Here is a 19,487-nt window from a genome sequence, read left to right as displayed (position 1 = left end):
TTGCATGATCGGTGTCGGCTGTTGCTGATAAGCGACAGAAACACGCCGCTTATCTGGTTTAAGGCGCTTTTGTTGGACGGCTGTTCTTATAAAGCTTTGCTAATTAGCCAGTTAGATAATACTTTTAAAGTTGGCATATTATTTGCTATTATATCCGTAGTGGCTCATTCACCTCCTTATGACAGCCCTGCTAACGCGGTCAAGCGCTTCATAAAACGCCGAATGACGCACAAAACGGTGCCTGCCGTCCACGTACCGATAACAGTTCGCTTGCGACTTTATCAAACACCGGGCGCAACGTTGAGTTAGGCACCACCTAATTGTAATGCGGTGAAACCTCATCGCATCAGGAACGGCAGGGCTTCGGCTCTGCCGTTTTCATTTCTGCGGCCATTGCCGCGTTTCCTGTTGTCTCCCTGGTTTCAGGCTTTCCTCCCGCCGCGTTGTTCGCTAGCATCATCCTCACTTCAATAAGGATAATGCATGTGAAAACCTGGCGTTTTTTCCCTCGTTCCCTGCGTCAGCTGGTGCTGATGGCGTTTCTGCTGGTATTGCTGCCGCTGCTGGTGCTTGCCTGGCAAGCATGGGAAAGCCTTTCTGCGCTCAGCCAGCAGGCTGCTGATACCAATCGCACAACGTTAACTGACGTTCGGCGCAGTGAAGCTATGGCGCGCACCGCGCTGGAGCTGGAGCGCAGCTATCGTCAATATTGCGTTCTTGGCGATCCGATGCTGGCGCGGCTGTATCAGACCCAACGCGCGCGTTATTCCCAGATGCTGGATGCCCACGCCCAGGTATTGCCCGACCTGCGCGCCTGGCAGAGCCTGCGTCAGGCGCTGACCCAGCTGGAACAGCTGCACTGCCTGAACAGTAACCCGGTCAGCACCGCCACGGAGAGCCTGGCGACGTTTTCCGGCGCGAATGCGCAGATGGTACAGGCCACGCGTGAAACCGCCTTTTCACGCGGCTTACAGCTGCAGCGGGAAATCGCCGAACGCGGTCAGTTCTTTGGCTGGCAGGCGCTACTGCTGTTTATTGTGACGCTGGGGCTGGTACTGCTGTTTACCCGCATGATTATCGGACCGGTAAAAGGCGTCGAGCGAATGATCAACCGGCTGGGCGAGGGCAGACCGCTGGGCAATATGGTCAGCTTTAAAGGCCCGCGTGAAATTCGGGCGCTGGGCCAGCGTATTCTGTGGTTAAGCGAGCGGTTGGCATGGCTGGAGTCACAGCGCCATGAGTTTTTACGGCATATTTCCCACGAACTGAAAACGCCGCTGGCCAGCATGCGTGAAGGCACCGAGCTGCTGGCGGATGAGGTGGCCGGCCCGCTGACCGCCGATCAAAAAGAGGTGGTCACCATCCTGGACGGCAGCAGCCGTCATCTGCAGCGTCTGATCGAGCAGCTGCTTGACTACAACCGCAAGCTGGCTGACAGTCCGCAGCCGCTGGAAACGGTGAACCTGGCGGAAATCATTCACAGCGTAGTTGACGCGCATGCGCTCCCGGCCCGTAGCAAATTGATGCAAACTGAGGTGGATCTGCAGGTTACTACCTGTCGCGCCGAACCGATGCTGCTGATGCGGGTGATCGATAATCTCTATTCCAACGCTGTATATTACGGCAGCGAATCCGGTACCATTTGGCTGCGCAGTCAAAAACAGGGCAATCGGGTATGGATTGATATTGCTAATACCGGCACGCCGATCCCTGTAGCAGAACAGGCAATGATCTTTGAGCCTTTTTTCCAGGGGAGCCAGCAGCGTAAAGGTGCCGTCAAAGGCAGCGGTCTGGGGCTTAGCATTGCCAAAGACTGCCTGCGACGTATGCAGGGCGATCTGCAGCTTATAACCACGGAGCAGGCCGATGTTTGCTTTCGTATTGAACTTAATTTGAGCGCCGGGAAATGATAGCTAATGACAATATTTACATTCTCTGCCGCACAACGTTTTGGCCGTCGTCTGCTGCTGCTGCCGGCCTTACTGGTTGTTGCCTGTCAGCAGCCAATACACAGCGTTTTACCACGTCAGGCTGCAACGCCGCCTGAGCCAAAAATTAATATCGTTGATTATCTGGCCGTTGATTGCGCCCGCGTTTGGCACATTGATGACGGCAACAGTATTAAAAATCCGCTGTACTGGATGCGCGCCATTGATTGCGCCGCGCGGCTATCACCGGTACAGGCGCGGGCGGAGGCGCACGGCTGGCCCGCCACTAACTGGCAAAATAGTTTTAAGCAGGGGATCCTGCTGGACAATGGCAACGTCACGCCGGTTGAGCGCCGTCAGTACGTAGAGCAGCTGGACAGTTTTAGCGTGGCTTATCCCGGTTCGGTACGCCCGCTACTCCAGCTGTGGCGTAATAATCAGGCGGCCCAGCTGGATTTATCCGAAAGCCGTACGCGCTATCATCATCTGCAGCAGACCAGCGATAGCCAGCTTGATGCCCTGCGGCAAAAGCAGCTCAGCCTGAGCCGGGAGCTGAAGGAGACGCGTCGCAAGCTGGAGACGCTGACCGATATTGAGCGACAGCTCTCTTCGCGTAAGTCGCCTGATGTCTCTGATAATAGTCATTCCGATGAGAGCGGCGCTGGTGCGGCCTCCGCGCCATCAGGTGAAAACAGTCATGAAAAAGAGGCGCAATAATGCCACGTAACTCTGCCCGTCTGCTGCTGGTTGATGACGATCCCGCGCTGCTGAAACTATTAGGTATGCGCCTGACCAGCGAAGGCTTTCAGGTCGCTACGGCCAGCAGCGGGCCAGACGCGCTGCGTCAGCTTAATAAAGAGAAAGTCGATCTGGTTATCAGCGATCTGCGCATGGATGAAATGGATGGCCTGGCGCTGTTCGGTGAAATTCAGAAGCTGCATCCCGGCCTGCCGGTAATTATCCTGACGGCGCATGGTTCGATACCAGAGGCGGTTTCGGCCACGCGTCAGGGCGTATTCAGCTTTCTCACCAAGCCCGTCGATCGGGACGCGCTCTATAAGGCGATTGATGAGGCGATGGCGCACAGCGCGCCGGCCAGCAACGATGCCTGGCGTGAAGCAATCGTTACCCGCAGCCCGCTGATGCAGCGCCTGCTGGAGCAGGCGCTTATGGTGGCGCAATCGGACGTCAGCGTGCTGATTAACGGGCAAAGCGGCACCGGCAAAGAGGTGCTGGCTAAGGCGATTCACGCAGCCAGCCCGCGTGCCGGTAAGCCTTTTATCGCGATTAACTGCGGCGCATTGCCGGAGCAGCTGCTGGAATCGGAGCTGTTTGGTCATGCCCGAGGCGCATTTACCGGGGCGGTTAGCGCGCGTGAAGGATTATTTCAGGCAGCCGAAGGCGGAACGTTATTTTTAGATGAAATAGGCGATATGCCGCAAACGCTACAGATCAAGCTGCTGCGCGTGCTGCAGGAGCGGAAGGTGCGGCCTTTGGGCAGCAACCGCGATCTGGATATTAACGTGCGCATTCTTTCCGCCACCCATCGTGATTTGCCGAAAGCGATGGCGAAACAGGAATTTCGCGAAGATCTGTTTTACCGTCTGAACGTGGTAAGCCTGAAAATCCCGGCGCTGCATGAGCGTGCTGAGGATATTCCGCTGCTGGCTAACCATCTGCTACGCCAGGCGGCAGAGCGACATAAGCCCTTTGTACGCAGCTTCTCGACCGATGCGATGAAACGTCTGATGAGCGCCAGCTGGCCCGGCAATGTACGCCAGCTGGTTAATGTCATTGAGCAGTGCGTTGCGTTGACCTCCGCGCCGGTAATTAGCGAGGCGCTGGTGGAGCAGGCGCTGGCGGGCGAAAACACAGTGCTGCCGACGTTTGTCGAGGCGCGCAATCAGTTTGAACTGAACTATCTGCGTAAACTGCTGCAAATGACGAAGGGCAACGTTACCAATGCCGCAAGGCTGGCAGGGCGCAATCGCACCGAATTTTATAAGCTGCTGGCGCGTCATGAGCTGGATGCTAACGATTTCAAAGAGTAATAGTTTTTAGTGCCGTTCACGCGGCCAGATATGTTAGCTTAGCTGGCGAAAACAGAGGGCGTGTCTGGCGCACATATACTGAGTATTACCCGTCCGGCCACGGAGGGAGAGAAAAAGGGTCCGTTATGAAAAAGATTGACGCAATTATCAAACCGTTCAAGCTCGATGATGTTCGCGAGGCGCTGGCTGAAGTGGGCATCACCGGGATGACCGTAACTGAAGTAAAAGGGTTTGGTCGCCAGAAAGGGCATACGGAACTCTATCGCGGCGCGGAGTATATGGTCGACTTTCTGCCGAAAGTAAAAATTGAAATCGTCGTTGCTGACGATATTGTCGATACCTGCGTCGATACCATTATGCAGACGGCGCAAACCGGCAAAATCGGCGACGGTAAAATCTTTGTATATGATGTAGCGCGCGTGGTGCGTATCCGTACCGGCGAAGAAGATGAAGAGGCGATCTAATCCTGTTCGCTAAAAAAGCCCAGGACGCCTGACTCTTTTGCCTGGGCTCTATCGCGTTTTGAAAAAGCCGCAGTCTGAGCCAGCGCCCGACCGGGGCTGGCTTTTTGTCAGGCCAGCGCCAGCGCAACGGCGGCTTCGGCATGAATTTGCGTCGTGTCAAACAGCGGAACCGTAGCATCCTGTTGATCGATAAGCAGCGTGATTTCCGTACAGCCCATAATAATGGCTTCCGCTCCCTGAGCGACCAGATCCGCCATCACTGCGCGATATTTCTCGCGTGAGGCGGCATTAATATGGCCCAGGCACAGCTCCTGATAGATAACCTGATGCACGGTTTCGCGTCCGCTTTCATCCGGGATCAGCACGTCAATCCCATATTCGGTTTGCAGTCGCTGTTTATAAAACGCCTGCTCCATGGTAAAGCGGGTACCTAACAGGCCGACTTTGCCCAGGCCGGCCGTTTTAATCGCTTCGGCCGTGGCGTCTGCAATATGTAGCAGCGGGAGCGCGGCCGCCGAGGCGATCGCTGGCGCGACTTTATGCATGGTATTGGTACACAGCACGATAAAATCAGCGCCCGCCGCCTGCAGAGAGCGGGCAGCCGTCGCCAGCTTTTCGCCTGCTTCCTGCCAGTTGCCCGCCGCCTGCAACTGCTCTATTTCATAAAAATCGACGCTGTACATCACCAGCCTGGCGGAGTGCAAACCGCCAAGCTGCGCATTGATGCCCTGGTTGATAATTTTGTAGTAGAGCGCCGTTGACTCCCAGCTCATACCGCCCAGCAAACCGATCGTTTTCATGCTTCACCCGCGTAAATACCCAGACTCAGCGCATCAGCTTAAACTACTTTGTGCGGACCAAACACCTCATAATGAATATGCTGATTCGGTACGCCGGCATCCAGCAGCTGACGAGCGACAAACTGCATAAAGCTCACCGGGCCGCAGAGATAATAGTGGCGACGGGTTTCGGCCAGCTCGGCGGCAACGGCGGCCAGATTCATCGTGCCCTGAGCGCTAAAGCGTCCGGCATCTTCGTCCTGCGGGTTGCTATACCAGACATAGCTGCTGAAATGAGGAAGCTGCGCGCCGGTTTGTGCCACTTCGTCGGCAAACGCGTGGCGAGCGCCATTTTCTGCCGCATGCAGCCAGCTTACCGGCGTCTGATGCCGTTGTTTGGCAAGGGCATGCAGCATTGCCAGCATTGGCGTTAAGCCTACGCCTGCTGAGATCAGGGTAACGGGCGTTGTCGGCTCTACCTGCAGGAAAAAGTCACCGGCCGGTGCCGTCAGATTAACCACGTCGCCGACTTTCGCTTTCGCATGCAGCCAGCCGGAAACCGTACCCAGCTGCTCATGTTTCACGGCGATGCGATAATCCTGGCCGTTTGGCGCATGGGTCAGAGAATATTGACGGATTTCATGGTTAGCGAAGTCAGAGTCCTGAACATGCACGCCCAGATACTGGCCGGGGTTAAAATCCGCTACCGGTTTGCCATCTACCGGCGTCAGCGTAAAGCTTTTAATCACTTCGCTCTGCTGCTGAATAGCGCTAATGCGGAAAGGACGTGTACCGCGCCAGCCGCCTTGTTTTTCTTCGTTCTCATGATAAATCTCTTCTTCGCGCTGGATAAACACGTTGGCCAACACGCCGTAGGCTTTGGCCCAGGCATCCAGCACTTCCGGGCCCGGATTCAGCATTTCATCAATGGTCGCCAGCAGGTGTTTACCGACAATCTGATACTGCTCTGGTTTAATGGAAAAACTGGTGTGTTTCTGCGCGATGCGCTCGACGGCAGGCAGCAGGGCCGCCAGATTTTCAAGGTTGGCGCCGTAAGCACAAATGGCATCAAATAAGGCCTGACGTTGATCGCCATTGCGCTGGTTGCTCATGTTAAACACATCTTTCAGTTCCGGATTATGCGTAAACATCCGGTCATAAAAGTAAGCGGTCAGCGCAGGTCCAGTCGCCGCGACGGCGGGCAGAGTGGATTTAACGGTAGCGATAGTTTGGGCATCAAGCATGGTGGCTCTCCGGTTTGCTTTATAAGTTGCATTTTAAATGCATGTTAATTGCTTTTGTCGATATTTGTAAATAGACCCGCAAAAATAAAGGTTGCCAGGGTTATCAATTATGAAAAATATGCACGCGGCGGTTGAATAACCGTCGTGATAAAAGCGTGGGTTAAATCGGGCTGGAAGCCTTGTCTGCGCTAAAGCCAATCGTTTGCGTAAAAAGCCAGCCGCGAGGCTATGCTTCCACCGGTAAAACGGTTTACACTGTTGGCCTTCGCCCGTCAGGGCCATACAGTGCCGTTAAAAGTTAGCTGAGTCAGGAGATGCGGATGTTAAAGCGAGATATGAACATTGCCGATTACGATGCCGAGTTGTGGCAAGCGATGGAGCAAGAAAAAGTTCGTCAGGAAGAGCACATTGAACTGATTGCTTCAGAAAACTACACCAGCCCGCGCGTTATGCAGGCGCAAGGTTCACAGCTGACCAATAAATATGCCGAAGGCTATCCGGGCAAACGCTACTATGGCGGTTGTGAGTATGTGGATATTGTTGAACAGCTGGCGATCGATCGCGCCAAAGCGCTGTTCGGCGCCGATTATGCCAACGTCCAGCCGCATTCTGGTTCACAGGCAAACTTTGCGGTCTATACCGCGCTGCTGCAGCCTGGCGATACCATTTTAGGTATGAATCTCGCGCACGGCGGTCACCTGACGCATGGCTCTCCGGTAAACCTCTCCGGCAAGCTGTATAACGTCGTGCCTTACGGCATCGATGAGACGGGCAAAATTGATTATGACGAGCTGGCTTCGCTGGCGCAGCAGCACAAGCCGAAAATGATCATCGGCGGCTTCTCCGCCTATTCCGGCGTGTGCGACTGGGCAAAAATGCGTGAAATCGCCGATAGCGTTGGCGCTTACCTGTTTGTTGATATGGCGCACGTTGCCGGTCTGATTGCCGCAGACGTTTATCCGAACCCGGTTCCGCATGCGCATATTGTTACCACGACCACCCACAAAACGCTGGCGGGCCCGCGTGGCGGTCTGATCCTGGCGAAGGGCGGTGACGAAGATCTGTATAAAAAGCTTAACTCTGCCGTTTTCCCCGGCGGACAGGGCGGCCCGCTGATGCATGTTATCGCCGGTAAAGCCGTTGCGCTGAAAGAAGCGATGGAGCCGGAGTTTAAGGTTTATCAGCAGCAGGTGGCTAAGAACGCCAGGGCAATGGTCGAAGTCTTCCTGGAGCGCGGCTACAACGTGGTTTCCGGCGGCACGCACAACCACCTGTTCCTGCTGGATCTGGTCGATAAAAACCTCACCGGTAAAGAAGCGGATGCCGCTCTGGGCCGCGCTAACATTACCGTTAACAAAAACAGCGTGCCGAACGATCCTAAAAGCCCGTTTGTCACTTCCGGTATCCGTATCGGTACGCCAGCGGTGACCCGTCGCGGCTTTAAAGAGGCCGAAGTTCGTGAACTGGCCGGCTGGATTGTGGACGTGCTGGATAATATCAATGATGAAGCGACCATCGAACGCGTGAAGCAGAAAGTGCTGGAAGTTTGCGCCCGCTTCCCGGTTTACGCCTGATAGTTCCTCTTTCGCTTTAGCTAAAAAGCCCTGTCCCGCCGATCGGGGCTTTTTATTACCCAAAAAACCTCCCACAATTGCTTATCTTTCCCCGATTTGCCAAAGTAACCGCCTCATTGTCGGGGGAAATATGACGGTCCGTTCAACATACTGGTTAGCACTCGGTTACTTCACCTACTTCTTTTGTTATGGCATCTATCTTCCTTTCTGGGCGGTATGGCTAAAAGGCAGCGGCCTGGATGCGGAAAAAATTGGCCTGCTGCTGGGTGCCGGGATGATTGCCCGCTTTGTTGGCAGCTTGCTAATCGCCTCACGCGTGCGCGATCCATCGCAGCTGATACTGGCTCTGCGTCTGCTGGCCTTGCTAACGCTATTGTGTGCCGCCGGATTCTGGCTGGGGCAACAATGGCTATGGCTGCTGCTGGTGATGATCGGCTTTAATCTATTTTTTTCGCCGCTGGTGCCGCTCAGCGATGCGCTGGCTGCGACCTGGACGCGCCAAATCGCGCTGCCTTACGGGCCGGTAAGGCTGTGGGGATCGCTGGCGTTTGTTATCAGCTCGGCGCTGACCGGCGTGCTGATTACCGCCTGGAATAGCCAGGCGATCCTGGCGCTGTTAAGCCTGGGGATTGTGTTAATGCTGGGAGGCATGCTGCTGCGACCGACGGTGCTGCCGCTGGGGGAAGCGCGCGCAGCGCAAAGCGCCGGATGGGCCGAATGGAAATCACTGCTGCGGGAGAACAGCGTATGGCGTTTTCTGCTGTGCGTCACGCTGATGCAGGGCGCCCATGCCGCCTATTATGGCTTTAGCGCTATCTGGTGGCAGGATGCGGGCTACTCCGCCAGCGTTGTTGGCTATTTATGGTCGCTGGGCGTGGTGGCGGAAATTGTTATTTTTGCGCTGAGCAATCGGCTGTTTCGCCGCTGGAGCGCGCGCGATTTACTGCTGCTCTCCGGTATCTGCGCGCTGGTGCGCTGGAGCCTGATGGCCTCGACCACCCAGCTGCCGTGGTTGATTGTCGCCCAGATTTTGCACTGCGGCAGTTTTACCGTTTGTCATCTGGCGGCGATGCGTTTCATCGCGGCGCGCCAGGGCGGAGAGGTGATTCGTCTGCAGTCGGTTTATTCTGCGCTGGCGATGGGCGGCGGTATTGCAGTGATGACCGTGGTTTGCGGCGCGCTGTTCAGGCATCTGCATGGCAATATCTTTTGGTTAATGGCGTTGCTGGTGCTGCCGGCGCTGTTTTTACGTCCGCGCATCCAGCCGTCAGGACTCCAGCAGTAAACGAATACGCTGCTTTTGATGCGCGGTTAACGGCAGTTCGGCGTGAATCAACGGTGGCGAATAGAGCGGTAGCGGGGCGGCATAAGGCGAGACCACCAGCGTCACGCCTTTCGGCGCGCCGTGACGCTGAAAGTCGCATATTGATAAATATTTAATATTCAACGGCAACAGCGTTAATTCCCGCAGCTGTTGCTCTAACTCCTTTTCCAGCGCAGCTTCCTCACCGGTTAGCAGCAGCACCTGCTTCTCCTGCAGGGCGTTCTCCTGCATCAGCCATGCGCCGAAAATAACCGCAATCAGGCCCAGCTCTTCCGTGGAAAAACGGATGCCATAGTGATTTTCAAAGATTTCAATGGCGGCCTGGGTGGTACGCAGCAGACGTGGATAGAGGCGCATAACCTCCTCTGACAGGCTGTTATCAATGCCGACGGAAAAATGACAGCGATCCAGCGCCTGCGCCAAATGGGGGTAAAGCTGGCTGCACAGGCCCTGCTCGTTGCTAAAGCGCATACCTGAGAGAGACTGAAAGCGCGCCATCAGCAGCTGGGTTTGCTCCATCAGCTGCAGCTCACCCTGATGAGATAACCGCCCGGCGGTGGGCGTATGGATCATGCTAAACAGCAGCGTATAAAAATCGATTTCGCTGGCGTCGGGAGCAAAGCGGCAGCGACGCTGCCAGTGATGGATAACCGCCTGCGCCGCCAGCCGCTCGGCTTTATTTTCCAGCCAAAGCCGCTGCCGGGCCGAAAAAATAGCCTGCCGCGTATGACACAGCGAATATTGCATAAACAGCTGAAGAAACAGCCGATCGCGCGGGCTAAAGTTACGCTGCAGGCGGCCTGCGCAGTGTTGAATCAGGGCCTGCAGGTTGCGCTCGTTATACAATAGTTTTTCTATCTGGCGTGCCTGCAAATGCTGTCGCAGAGCGGGAACAAAATTATCCTCAATAAAAACCGGAGAAATGCGCAGCGCCCGGCGCAGCCAGTGCAGCAGACACAGGCGTCTGTCCAGTTCATCGCCCTGCAGCAAAAACGTGCCATCCTGCTGCTGTAAAATGCCAAGACGGTGATAACGCTGGATCTCTTCATCAACCTCCGCTATATCTTGCCGGGCAAGCGACGGGTCTATGTGATTGAATTGGCACAGGCTATCCAGGGTCAGTAAGGGCTCAGGCAGATAGAGCATCAGCAGGAGATGACAACGACGCTGGGAACTGGAGAAGAGTGGTGCTGTAGTTGTAGCAGAACTCATCATAAATTTTCCGGTCAGTCATACCAAAAATAAGCATAGACAACCGGCGTGACAACAGATGCGCGCCGACACTTTTTTATCCAGACGTTAACCTGGGTCACAGAATTGCCGCACGGGAAGATGAATGACAGCGACCTATCCAATCAATCGCGCCGGCATTGGCTGTCTGGCGCTGCTCTTTTCGCCTTTAGCCTGGTCTCATCCGCACAGTTTTATTGCCATGCAAACCACGCCGGTTGTCAGTAATGATGCCCTGACCGGGCTGAAAATGGTCTGGACGATGGATGAAATCACCTCAGCCGACCTGCTTTATGATGCCGGCAACGCCATGCCCGATACGCCGGTATGGAAAAAGCTGGCGGCGGAAGTGATGGCTAATGTGCTGGCGCAGCACTATTTCACCGAGTTCTGGCATCAGGGCAACGCGGTAAAGTTTGAAAATCTGCCGCCGTCCTACTCGCTGGCGCGCAGCGGGGCGCAGGCGGTGTTAACTTTCGTGCTGCCGCTGGCGCAGCCGCAGCCACTGAAAGGCCAGACCTACACCTTTAGCTCTTTTGATCCCACCTATTTTGTCGATATGACTTATAAAAATGCCCAGGCGCTAAGCCTGCCGGATACGCTGACATCCCGCTGTAAGCTGACGCTGCAGACCCCAAAACCGGATGCTGCGCTGAAAAATTTTGCCCAGGCGTTGGATAAAGCCGATGCGCCGCCGGAAAGCATGGATCTTGGCCGCCAGTTCGCTCAAACGGTAACGCTGTCATGTCAGTAATTCTGCCACCAGATTATCCGCGCTGGCACAGACTGTGGCCGCTATGGAGCGTGCTGGCGCTGGCGTTGCTGGCTGCGTTAGCCGCCTGGTGGTACTGGCCGCAGCTGCTGTGGCAGAGCGTCATCTGGCAAAAGAGCCTGCATCAGCAGATGACTGGCCTGCTGCAGCAGGTTGCGCAGCAACCGCATCAGGCTGGGCTGGCCCTGCTGGGCTTCAGCCTGATGTATGGCATTTTACATGCGTTGGGGCCAGGACATGGCAAAGTAGTGATTGCTACTTTTCTCGCCACGCATCCTGTACGTCTGAAAACCAGCCTGCGGTTGACGCTGGCCGCAGCGATAGTGCAGGGCGCCGTGGCGGTAGCGCTGGTGACCGTGATGTTAGTTATCCTGCAGACTTCTTCTCGTCAGCTGCATCTGAGCAGTTACTGGCTGGAAAAGGGCAGCTATCTGCTGGTTACCGCGCTTGGCGTCTGGCTGTGCTGGCGTGCGCTGCGTCAGCTGGGGCGTAACGGCGCGCTGCGTATTCAGCAGCTGCGTCCGCTCGATCATCAACATAATGAGCATTGCGGCTGCGGCCATCAGCATCTGCCGGATAATCAGCAGCTGGCGCGCGCCACCGGCTGGAAAATCTCGCTGCTGGTGGTGCTGTCGATGGGGCTGCGGCCCTGTTCCGGTGCGATTATGATGCTGCTGTTTTCCCGGGTAATCGGCGTTTATGCCTGGGGCGTGCTGAGCGCGCTGGCGATGGCGCTGGGCACGGCGCTGACGGTCTCGATGATGGCGTTGTTGGTACAGAGTTCGCGCACGCTGGCGCTACGGCTTAACCGGCGCGCTGCGCCTGCGCCCTGGCAGCGCGTGGCGCTGCACAGCCTGGCGTTGGCGGGCGGTTTGCTGTTGATTATCGGCGGTATTATCTTGTGGCTAAGCGCGCAGCCAGCGATTTCAGGCGGCCTGCGCGCGCTGCGCTAAAAGAGAGACAAAAAAATGCCGCACCTCCCAATAGGAGGATGCGGCATTTTTTCGCCTGCGTGAGAATTAACGCTTCAGCGCATCGCTCAGTTCATCACGCATTGAGGCCAGCATCGCTTTAACCACGCGTGCATTACCGGCCACGATGTTACCGGTGGTCATAAAGCCATGACCGCCGGTAAAGTCAGTCACCAGCGCGCCCGCTTCACGAGCAATCAGCTCGCCGGCGGCGAAATCCCACGGTTTCAGGCCAATCTCAAAATAGCCGTCAACGCGACCAGCGGCGACATAGCACAGGTCCAGCGCGGCTGAACCGGTACGACGGAAGTCCGCGCACTGGGTAAACAGTTTGCCAACCAGTTTCATATAGGTTGCCGCATGCTGCTTCTGTTTAAACGGGAAGCCGGTCGCCAGAATAGTACCGTTCAGATCGCGCGCATTGCTGCCGCGCAGACGATAGCCGTTCAGCTGAGCGCCCTGGCCACGTACGGCGGAGAAGAGTTCGTTACGCATCGGATCGTAAACCACCGCCACTTCGGTGCGGCCTTTAATGCGTACAGCGATAGACACCGCGAAATGCGGTAAGCGTTTAATAAAGTTGGTGGTGCCATCCAGCGGATCGATAATCCATTGTACATCCTGATCTTCTGCCGCCAGTTCACCACTCTCTTCACCGATAATAGTGTGCTGCGGATAAGATTTGCGAATCACCTCAATAATCAGGCGCTCGGCGTCGCGGTCAACATTGGTCACGAAATCGTTGCTGCCTTTCTGGCTAGCTTCAACGGCGTCTGGAGTTTCGTAGTTTTTGGCGATTAAGTTGCCGGCCTTGCGCGCAGCGCGCACGGCGATGTTGAGCATCGGATGCATCAGTATCTCTCACTGGATGTTAAAGAACGGGGAAAACGGCGCGGAGTATAGCAGGGAGATCGGAAAATGTCCTGCATTTATGTTAGCATCAATAAATTATCTCACCGACCTCCTGAGTTATATGCTGCAAAATATTCGTATTGTGCTGGTGGAAACCTCTCACACTGGCAATATGGGCTCCGTCGCTCGCGCGATGAAAACCATGGGGCTGACTAACCTTTACCTGGTTAATCCGCTGGTTAAGCCTGATTCGCAGGCTATTTCGCTCGCCGCAGGCGCCAGCGATGTGATTGGCGAAGCGGTGATTGTCGATTCGCTGGATGAGGCGATTGCCGGCTGTAGTCTGGTGGTTGGCACCAGCGCCCGCTCGCGTACGCTGCCCTGGCCGATGCTGGATGCGCGCGAATGCGGCGTTAAATGCGTGGAAGAAGGCGCGCAGGCACCGGTCGCGATCGTGTTTGGCCGCGAGCGCGTCGGCCTGACCAATGACGAACTGCAAAAATGTCATTATCACGTGGCGATCCCGGCTAACCCTGACTACAGCTCGCTGAATCTGGCGATGGCCGTGCAGATCCTGGCGTATGAAGTGCGCATGGCGTTCCTGCAAAGCGATCGTGGGGAACAGCCGCAGTATGAAGAAAGCCCCTATCCGTTAGTGGACGATCTGGAGCGTTTTTATCAGCATCTGGAGCAGATGATGATTAACAGCGGCTTTATTCGTCAGTCGAATCCGGGGCAGGTGATGAGCAAGCTGCGCCGCCTGTATACGCGTGCCCGCCCAGAGCGTGACGAACTGAACATCCTGCGCGGTATGCTCGCCTCGTTTGAGAAAAAGCGCGGCGAAAACTAAGCGCTGGCGAGCTACGAACGCAGCGGCTAATACCTGAGTGTTTTACCAGGTTAAATAGTTGACCAAAACACTCAGGAATGTCAAACTTGCGGCCATCATATATCACTCCGAAAACAGGGTATAACTGAGGGTCGCCAAGCTATGAGACTGACATCAAAAGGCCGTTACGCCGTTACCGCGATGCTTGACGTTGCACTGCACTCACATGAAGGGCCGGTGCCGCTGGCCGATATTTCAGAGCGTCAGGGGATCTCTCTTTCTTACCTTGAACAGCTCTTTTCGCGCCTGCGTAAAAATGGCCTGGTTGCCAGCGTACGTGGGCCGGGCGGCGGTTACCTGCTGGGCAAAAGCGCGGCTGAAATCGCCGTTGGCGCGGTGATTACCGCCGTCGATGAGTCGGTTGACGCCACGCGCTGTCAGGGGAAAGAGGGCTGCCAGGGCGGCGAGCGCTGCCTGACCCACGTACTGTGGCACGATTTAAGCGAGCGTATCAGCGATTTCCTCAACAACATTACGCTGGCTGAGCTGGTGAATAATAAAGAGATCCTTGATATAGCCGATCGTCAGAATAACGAAACGCGCCGTATGGCGAATGGCCGCACGCAGGAAACCATTAATATAAATCTGCGGGCCTGATAATTTTTGATTTGAAGCGATGTACGGAGCTTAAGAGCAATGAAATTACCGATTTACCTGGATTATTCCGCCACCACGCCGGCCGATCCGCGTGTGGCGGAAAAGATGATGCAGTATCTCACCCTGGACGGAACATTCGGTAACCCGGCCTCCCGTTCCCACCGTTTTGGCTGGCAGTCGGAAGAGGCGGTTGATATTGCGCGCAACCAAATTGCCGAGCTGGTGGGCGCTGACCCGCGTGAGATTGTTTTCACTTCCGGCGCGACTGAGTCCGACAACCTGGCCATTAAAGGTGCCGCTCAGTTTTACCAGAAAAAAGGCAAGCACATCATTACCAGCAAAACTGAGCATAAAGCGGTGCTGGATACCTGTCGCCAGTTAGAGCGCGAAGGGTTTGAAGTGACTTACCTTGCGCCGCAGAGCAACGGCATTATCGATCTGCAGGCGCTGGAAGCCGCGATGCGTGACGATACCGTTCTGGTTTCCATCATGCATGTTAATAACGAAATCGGCGTGGTGCAGGATATCGCGACCATCGGTGAAATGTGCCGCGCGCGCGGGATCATTTACCACGTTGATGCGACGCAAAGCGTAGGCAAATTGCCAATCGACCTCAGCCAGCTGAAGGTCGATCTGATGTCCTTCTCCGCTCACAAAATCTACGGTCCGAAAGGCATTGGCGCGCTTTACGTGCGTCGCAAGCCGCGTATTCGTCTGGAAGCGCAGATCCACGGCGGCGGTCACGAGCGCGGTATGCGTTCCGGTACGCTGCCGGTGCATCAGATCGTCGGCATGGGCGAAGCTTACCGTATCGCTAAAGAAGAAATGGCAAGCGAAATGGCGCGCCTGCGTACGCTGCGCAACCGCTTGTGGGATGGCCTGAAAGATATGGAAGAAGTTCATCTTAACGGCGATCTGGAGCAGGGCGCACCGAACATTCTTAACGTCAGCTTCAACTATGTTGAAGGCGAATCGCTGATCATGGCGCTGAAAGACCTGGCGGTCTCATCGGGTTCCGCCTGTACTTCCGCCAGCCTGGAGCCATCTTACGTGCTGCGCGCGCTCGGCATGAGCGATGAGCTGGCGCACAGTTCAATCCGTTTCTCTCTTGGCCGCTTCACGACTGAAGAAGAGATTGATTACACCATTGCGCTGGTGCGCAAATCCATTGGCCGACTGCGTGAGCTTTCTCCTCTGTGGGATATGTTTAAAGCGGGCGTGGATTTGAACAGCATCGAATGGGCGCATCATTAATTTCAGGTTTCAGGAGAACAGAGCATGGCTTACAGCGAAAAAGTAATCGATCACTACGAAAATCCACGCAACGTGGGATCTTTTGACAACAGCGATCCTTCTATCGGCAGTGGCATGGTCGGCGCGCCGGCGTGCGGCGACGTGATGAAACTGCAAATCAAGGTCAGCGACAGCGGCATCATCGAAGATGCGCGTTTCAAAACCTACGGCTGCGGTTCCGCCATTGCTTCCAGCTCGCTGATTACCGAATGGGTAAAAGGCAAATCGCTTGATGAAGCCGCTGCGATTAAAAACACGCAGATCGCCGAAGAGCTGGAGCTGCCGCCGGTAAAAATTCACTGCTCAATCCTGGCTGAAGACGCCATCAAGGCCGCCATCGCGGATTATAAGAGCAAGAAAGACGCACAGTAAGGGGGAGTTATGTCTATTACCCTGAGCGACAGCGCGGCCACCCGCGTTAGCAACTTTTTGCACAACCGCGGTAAAGGCTTCGGCTTACGCCTTGGCGTGCGCACCTCCGGCTGTTCCGGCATGGCCTACGTGCTGGAATTTGTCGATGCGCCCCAGCCGGAAGATACCGTCTTCGAAGATAAAGGCGTTAACGTGGTTATCGATGCGAAAAGCCTGGTTTATCTCGACGGGACCGAACTTGATTTCGTGAAGGAAGGCCTGAACGAAGGATTCAAGTTCAATAACCCGAACATGAAAGATGAATGCGGCTGCGGAGAAAGCTTCAACGTTTAGCGTTGGCGCAGTAGCAGGTTAAATCGCTCCGGGAACGGAGCGATTCTTTTTATGCATCCCTCTGTTATCAACCGAGTCTGTTATGGATTACTTCACTCTTTTTGGCCTGCCGCCCTCTTTTGAGATTGATGCAGCCCAGCTAACCACGCGTTTTCAGGAGCTGCAACGTCAGTTCCATCCCGATCGCTTCGCGACACAGCCGGAGCGTGAACGCCTGCAGGCCTTACAACAGGCCGCTACCATCAACCAGGGCTATCAGGCTCTGCGTCAGCCGCTGCCGCGCGCGGAATATCTGCTGTCGCTGCACGGTTTCGATATTAATAATGAACAGCATACGATGCGCGATACCGCTTTTCTGATGGAGCAGCTGGAACTGCGGGAAGAGCTGGACGCGATTGAACAGGCGCCCGACGCCGAAGCGAAACTGCAGGCCTTTATGCAGCGGCTGGCGCTAATGATGCAGCAGCGCAGCCAGCAGATGCAGCAGGAACTGGCTGGCGCTCAGTGGGACGCGGCGGCAGATACGGTGCGCAAGCTACGTTTTCTCGCTAAACTGCGCAGCCAGACAGAACAGCTGGAAGAGAAGCTGCTCGATTTCTAACCGGGAAAACTAACATGGCGTTATTACAAATTAGTGAGCCGGGCCTGAGTGCTGCCCCGCACCAGCGTCGCCTGGCCGTGGGTATCGATCTGGGCACCACCAACTCTTTGGTCGCCACCGTGCGCAGCGGACAGGCAGAAACCCTGCCCGATGCGCAGGGTCGTCATCTTCTGCCCTCGGTGGTGCTGTATCAGGCGCAGCAAAAGCGGGTGGGATGGGAGGCGCGCCAGCAGGCGGTAGCCGATCCGGTTAACACCATTAGCTCGGTTAAGCGTCTGATGGGCCGATCGCTGGCCGATATTCAACAGCGTTATCCCCATCTTCCTTATCAGCTGCAGCCCAGTGAAAATGGCCTGCCGATGATCCAGACGGCGGCGGGGATAGTGAACCCGGTACGCGTTTCTGCCGATATTTTGCAGACGCTGGCCGCACGCGCGCGTGAAAGCCTGCAGGGCGAGCTGGACGGCGTGGTGATTACCGTACCGGCCTATTTTGACGATGCGCAGCGTCAGGGCACCAAAGATGCCGCCCGCCTGGCGGGATTAGAGGTGCTGCGTCTGCTGAACGAGCCTACCGCCGCGGCGATCGCCTACGGCCTTGATTCCGGTCAGGAAGGGGTGATTGCGGTTTACGATCTCGGTGGCGGCACCTTCGATATTTCCGTGCTGCGCCTGAGCCGCGGCGTATTTGAGGTGCTGGCGACCGGCGGCGATTCGGCGCTGGGCGGCGATGATTTTGATCATCTGCTGGCCGACTGGCTGCGTGAGCGGGCCGGGCTGCACAATCGTGACGATCACAGCGTCCAGCGTCAGCTGCTGGATAGGGCGATTGCGGCCAAAATTGCGCTGAGCGAACATGACAGCGTTGCCGTTACGCTGGGCGAGTGGCAGGGCACGGTGACGCGTGACGATTTCGACAGCCTGATTACCGGGCTGGTGAAGCGGACGCTGTTGTCCTGCCGTCGTGCGCTGAAAGATGCCGGCGTCACGCCAGAAGAGGTGCTGGAAGTGGTGATGGTGGGCGGCTCTACGCGCGTCCCGCTGGTTCGTGAAAAGGTCGGCGAATTTTTTGGCCGCCAGCCGCTAACCACCATCGACCCGGATAAAGTGGTCGCCATTGGTGCCGCCATTCAGGCCGATATTCTGGTCGGCAACAAACCGGACAGCGATATGCTGCTGCTGGATGTGATCCCGCTCTCGCTGGGGCTGGAAACGATGGGCGGCCTGGTTGAGAAAGTCATTCCGCGTAACACCACCATTCCGGTAGCGCGCGCGCAGGACTTTACCACCTTTAAAGATGGTCAAACGGCGATGAGCATTCATGTGCTGCAGGGCGAGCGTGAGCTGGTCGCCGACTGTCGTTCGCTGGCGCGTTTTGCGCTGCGCAATATTCCGGCCATGCCGGCCGGCGGCGCGCATATTCGCGTCACTTTCCAGGTGGATGCGGATGGCTTGCTGAGCGTTACGGCAATGGAAAAATCAACCGGCGTAGAAGCGTCCATTCAGGTTAAACCCTCGTATGGGCTGAGCGAAAACGAAATCGCCAGCATGATTACGGACTCTATGGCGTACGCGCAGCAGGATGTGGCGGCGCGTAAGCTGGCCGAGCAGAAGGTGGAAGGCCTGCGGGTGCTGGAAAGCCTGGCCGGCGCGCTGGCGGAAGATGCCGCGCTGCTGAGCGCGGATGAGTTGCAGAATATTCAACAGGCGCAGCAGCAGCTGCAAGAAACACTCCGCGCCGACGAGGCCGATGCCATCAGCGCGGCGGTAAAACAACTTGATAAAGTAACCCAGGATTTTGCCGCCCGTCGTATGGACAACTCTGTCCGTCGCGCGCTGGCCGGTCATTCTGTGGATGAGGTTTGATCAATGCCGAAGATTGTCTTTTTACCCCATCAGGATCTGCTGCCGGAAGGTGGCGTATTTGACGCCGCACAGGGCGATACTATTCTTGACGTCGCGCTGCGCAACGGCATTGAGCTTGAGCATGCCTGTGAAAAATCCTGTGCCTGCACCACCTGCCACTGCATCGTACGTGAAGGATTCGATTCACTGCCGGAAAGCAGCGAAGATGAAGATGACATGCTGGATAAAGCCTGGGGGCTGGAACCGGAAAGCCGTCTCAGCTGCCAGGCGCGCGTAACGGATGAGGACCTGGTGGTGGAAATTCCGCGCTATACCATCAACCATGCACGCGAACATTAATCATTAATC

The 19,487-nt window shown here is 56.0% G+C and carries 20 protein-coding genes; 16 read left to right on the top strand and 4 right to left on the bottom strand.

All coding sequences use genetic code 11. From position 1 onward, the window contains the following. Positions 1-485 precede the first annotated feature (485 nt). From COO59_RS12360 to glnB, 4 genes are all read left to right on the top strand, one after another. Positions 486-1,910 carry a sensor histidine kinase gene (locus COO59_RS12360; RefSeq protein WP_103060167.1) on the top strand — a complete coding sequence of 475 codons (1,425 nt, stop codon included), beginning with the start codon at positions 486-488 and terminating at the stop codon, positions 1,908-1,910. 6 nt (positions 1,911-1,916) lie between these two features. Beyond that, positions 1,917-2,645, top strand: a complete 729-nt coding sequence (gene qseG / locus COO59_RS12355) for a two-component system QseEF-associated lipoprotein QseG (RefSeq protein ID WP_103060094.1) — start codon at positions 1,917-1,919, stop codon at positions 2,643-2,645. Further along, positions 2,645-3,979 carry a two-component system response regulator GlrR gene (gene glrR / locus COO59_RS12350; protein ID WP_103060093.1) on the top strand — a complete coding sequence of 445 codons (1,335 nt, stop codon included), beginning with the start codon at positions 2,645-2,647 and terminating at the stop codon, positions 3,977-3,979. The genes qseG and glrR overlap by 1 nt, the downstream gene beginning before the upstream one ends. 125 nt (positions 3,980-4,104) lie before the next feature. Next, a complete protein-coding gene (gene glnB / locus COO59_RS12345; RefSeq protein WP_038624670.1) occupies positions 4,105-4,443 on the top strand; it encodes a nitrogen regulatory protein P-II in 339 nt (112 codons plus the stop codon). A 107-nt stretch (positions 4,444-4,550) separates the two neighbouring features. On the opposite strand, the gene COO59_RS12340 is transcribed toward glnB, so the two are convergent. Continuing rightward, a complete protein-coding gene (locus COO59_RS12340) occupies positions 4,551-5,243 on the bottom strand; it encodes an aspartate/glutamate racemase family protein (protein ID WP_103060092.1) in 693 nt (230 codons plus the stop codon). 38 nt (positions 5,244-5,281) lie between these two features. Then, positions 5,282-6,466: an NO-inducible flavohemoprotein gene (hmpA, locus tag COO59_RS12335; protein WP_103060091.1), complete on the bottom strand. Its 1,185-nt coding sequence runs from the start codon at positions 6,464-6,466 to the stop codon at positions 5,282-5,284. Between the two features lie 320 nt (positions 6,467-6,786). Between hmpA and glyA the strand changes: the two genes are divergently transcribed. Then, entirely contained in the window at positions 6,787-8,040 is a 1,254-nt protein-coding gene (glyA, locus tag COO59_RS12330) for a serine hydroxymethyltransferase (protein ID WP_103060090.1), read from the top strand. Between the two features lie 130 nt (positions 8,041-8,170). Then, entirely contained in the window at positions 8,171-9,325 is a 1,155-nt protein-coding gene (locus tag COO59_RS12325) for a 3-phenylpropionate MFS transporter (RefSeq protein WP_103060089.1), read from the top strand. Here COO59_RS12325 and csiE read toward each other — a convergent pair. After that, the gene (gene csiE, locus COO59_RS12320; protein WP_103060166.1) at positions 9,308-10,576 is read right to left on the bottom strand and encodes a stationary phase inducible protein CsiE; all 1,269 of its coding nucleotides are present in this window, start codon (positions 10,574-10,576) and stop codon (positions 9,308-9,310) included. The genes COO59_RS12325 and csiE overlap by 18 nt on opposite strands. Positions 10,577-10,700: 124 nt before the next feature. Here csiE and COO59_RS12315 point away from each other — a divergent pair, with 124 nt between their 5' ends. Together COO59_RS12315 and COO59_RS12310 are read left to right on the top strand one after the other, a co-directional pair. Continuing rightward, positions 10,701-11,348 carry a DUF1007 family protein gene (locus COO59_RS12315; protein WP_103060088.1) on the top strand — a complete coding sequence of 216 codons (648 nt, stop codon included), beginning with the start codon at positions 10,701-10,703 and terminating at the stop codon, positions 11,346-11,348. Next, positions 11,339-12,319 carry a nickel/cobalt transporter gene (locus COO59_RS12310; RefSeq protein WP_103060087.1) on the top strand — a complete coding sequence of 327 codons (981 nt, stop codon included), beginning with the start codon at positions 11,339-11,341 and terminating at the stop codon, positions 12,317-12,319. Before COO59_RS12315 ends, COO59_RS12310 begins: the two co-directional genes overlap by 10 nt. Before the next feature lie 66 nt (positions 12,320-12,385). Here the strand turns inward: COO59_RS12310 and suhB are convergent, their stop codons facing one another. Further along, positions 12,386-13,189, bottom strand: coding sequence for an inositol-1-monophosphatase (gene suhB / locus COO59_RS12305; protein WP_103060086.1), 804 nt, complete (start codon positions 13,187-13,189; stop codon positions 12,386-12,388). A gap of 121 nt (positions 13,190-13,310) precedes the next feature. Between suhB and trmJ the strand changes: the two genes are divergently transcribed. The 8 genes from trmJ to fdx all read left to right on the top strand — a co-directional run bounded on the left by trmJ (position 13,311) and on the right by fdx (position 19,478). Next, positions 13,311-14,039, top strand: a complete 729-nt coding sequence (gene trmJ, locus COO59_RS12300; RefSeq protein ID WP_103060085.1) for a tRNA (cytosine(32)/uridine(32)-2'-O)-methyltransferase TrmJ — start codon at positions 13,311-13,313, stop codon at positions 14,037-14,039. A gap of 141 nt (positions 14,040-14,180) precedes the next feature. After that, positions 14,181-14,675 (top strand): Fe-S cluster assembly transcriptional regulator IscR, encoded by a 495-nt coding sequence (iscR, locus tag COO59_RS12295; RefSeq protein ID WP_103060084.1) that lies wholly within the window; start codon positions 14,181-14,183, stop codon positions 14,673-14,675. A 39-nt stretch (positions 14,676-14,714) separates the two neighbouring features. Beyond that, positions 14,715-15,929: an IscS subfamily cysteine desulfurase gene (locus COO59_RS12290; RefSeq protein WP_103060083.1), complete on the top strand. Its 1,215-nt coding sequence runs from the start codon at positions 14,715-14,717 to the stop codon at positions 15,927-15,929. 24 nt (positions 15,930-15,953) lie between these two features. Then, the gene (gene iscU, locus COO59_RS12285; protein WP_103060082.1) at positions 15,954-16,340 is read left to right on the top strand and encodes a Fe-S cluster assembly scaffold IscU; all 387 of its coding nucleotides are present in this window, start codon (positions 15,954-15,956) and stop codon (positions 16,338-16,340) included. A 9-nt stretch (positions 16,341-16,349) separates the two neighbouring features. Then, positions 16,350-16,673 carry an iron-sulfur cluster assembly protein IscA gene (iscA, locus tag COO59_RS12280; protein WP_103060081.1) on the top strand — a complete coding sequence of 108 codons (324 nt, stop codon included), beginning with the start codon at positions 16,350-16,352 and terminating at the stop codon, positions 16,671-16,673. Positions 16,674-16,755: 82 nt separating this feature from the next. After that, complete coding sequence (gene hscB, locus COO59_RS12275) at positions 16,756-17,274, top strand: co-chaperone HscB (protein ID WP_103060080.1); 519 nt, start codon at positions 16,756-16,758, stop codon at positions 17,272-17,274. 14 nt (positions 17,275-17,288) lie between these two features. After that, entirely contained in the window at positions 17,289-19,139 is a 1,851-nt protein-coding gene (gene hscA / locus COO59_RS12270) for a Fe-S protein assembly chaperone HscA (protein WP_103060079.1), read from the top strand. A gap of 3 nt (positions 19,140-19,142) precedes the next feature. Further along, on the top strand, positions 19,143-19,478 hold the full coding sequence (gene fdx, locus COO59_RS12265) for an ISC system 2Fe-2S type ferredoxin (RefSeq protein WP_103060078.1): 336 nt from the start codon (positions 19,143-19,145) through the stop codon (positions 19,476-19,478). Positions 19,479-19,487: the final 9 nt, after the last annotated feature.

This window comes from Mixta theicola (genome assembly GCF_002895925.1).
Lineage (GTDB): Bacteria > Pseudomonadota > Gammaproteobacteria > Enterobacterales > Enterobacteriaceae > Mixta > Mixta theicola.
Note: the sequence above shows the minus strand (reverse complement) of the source record. Positions and strands in the feature narration are given on the sequence as shown.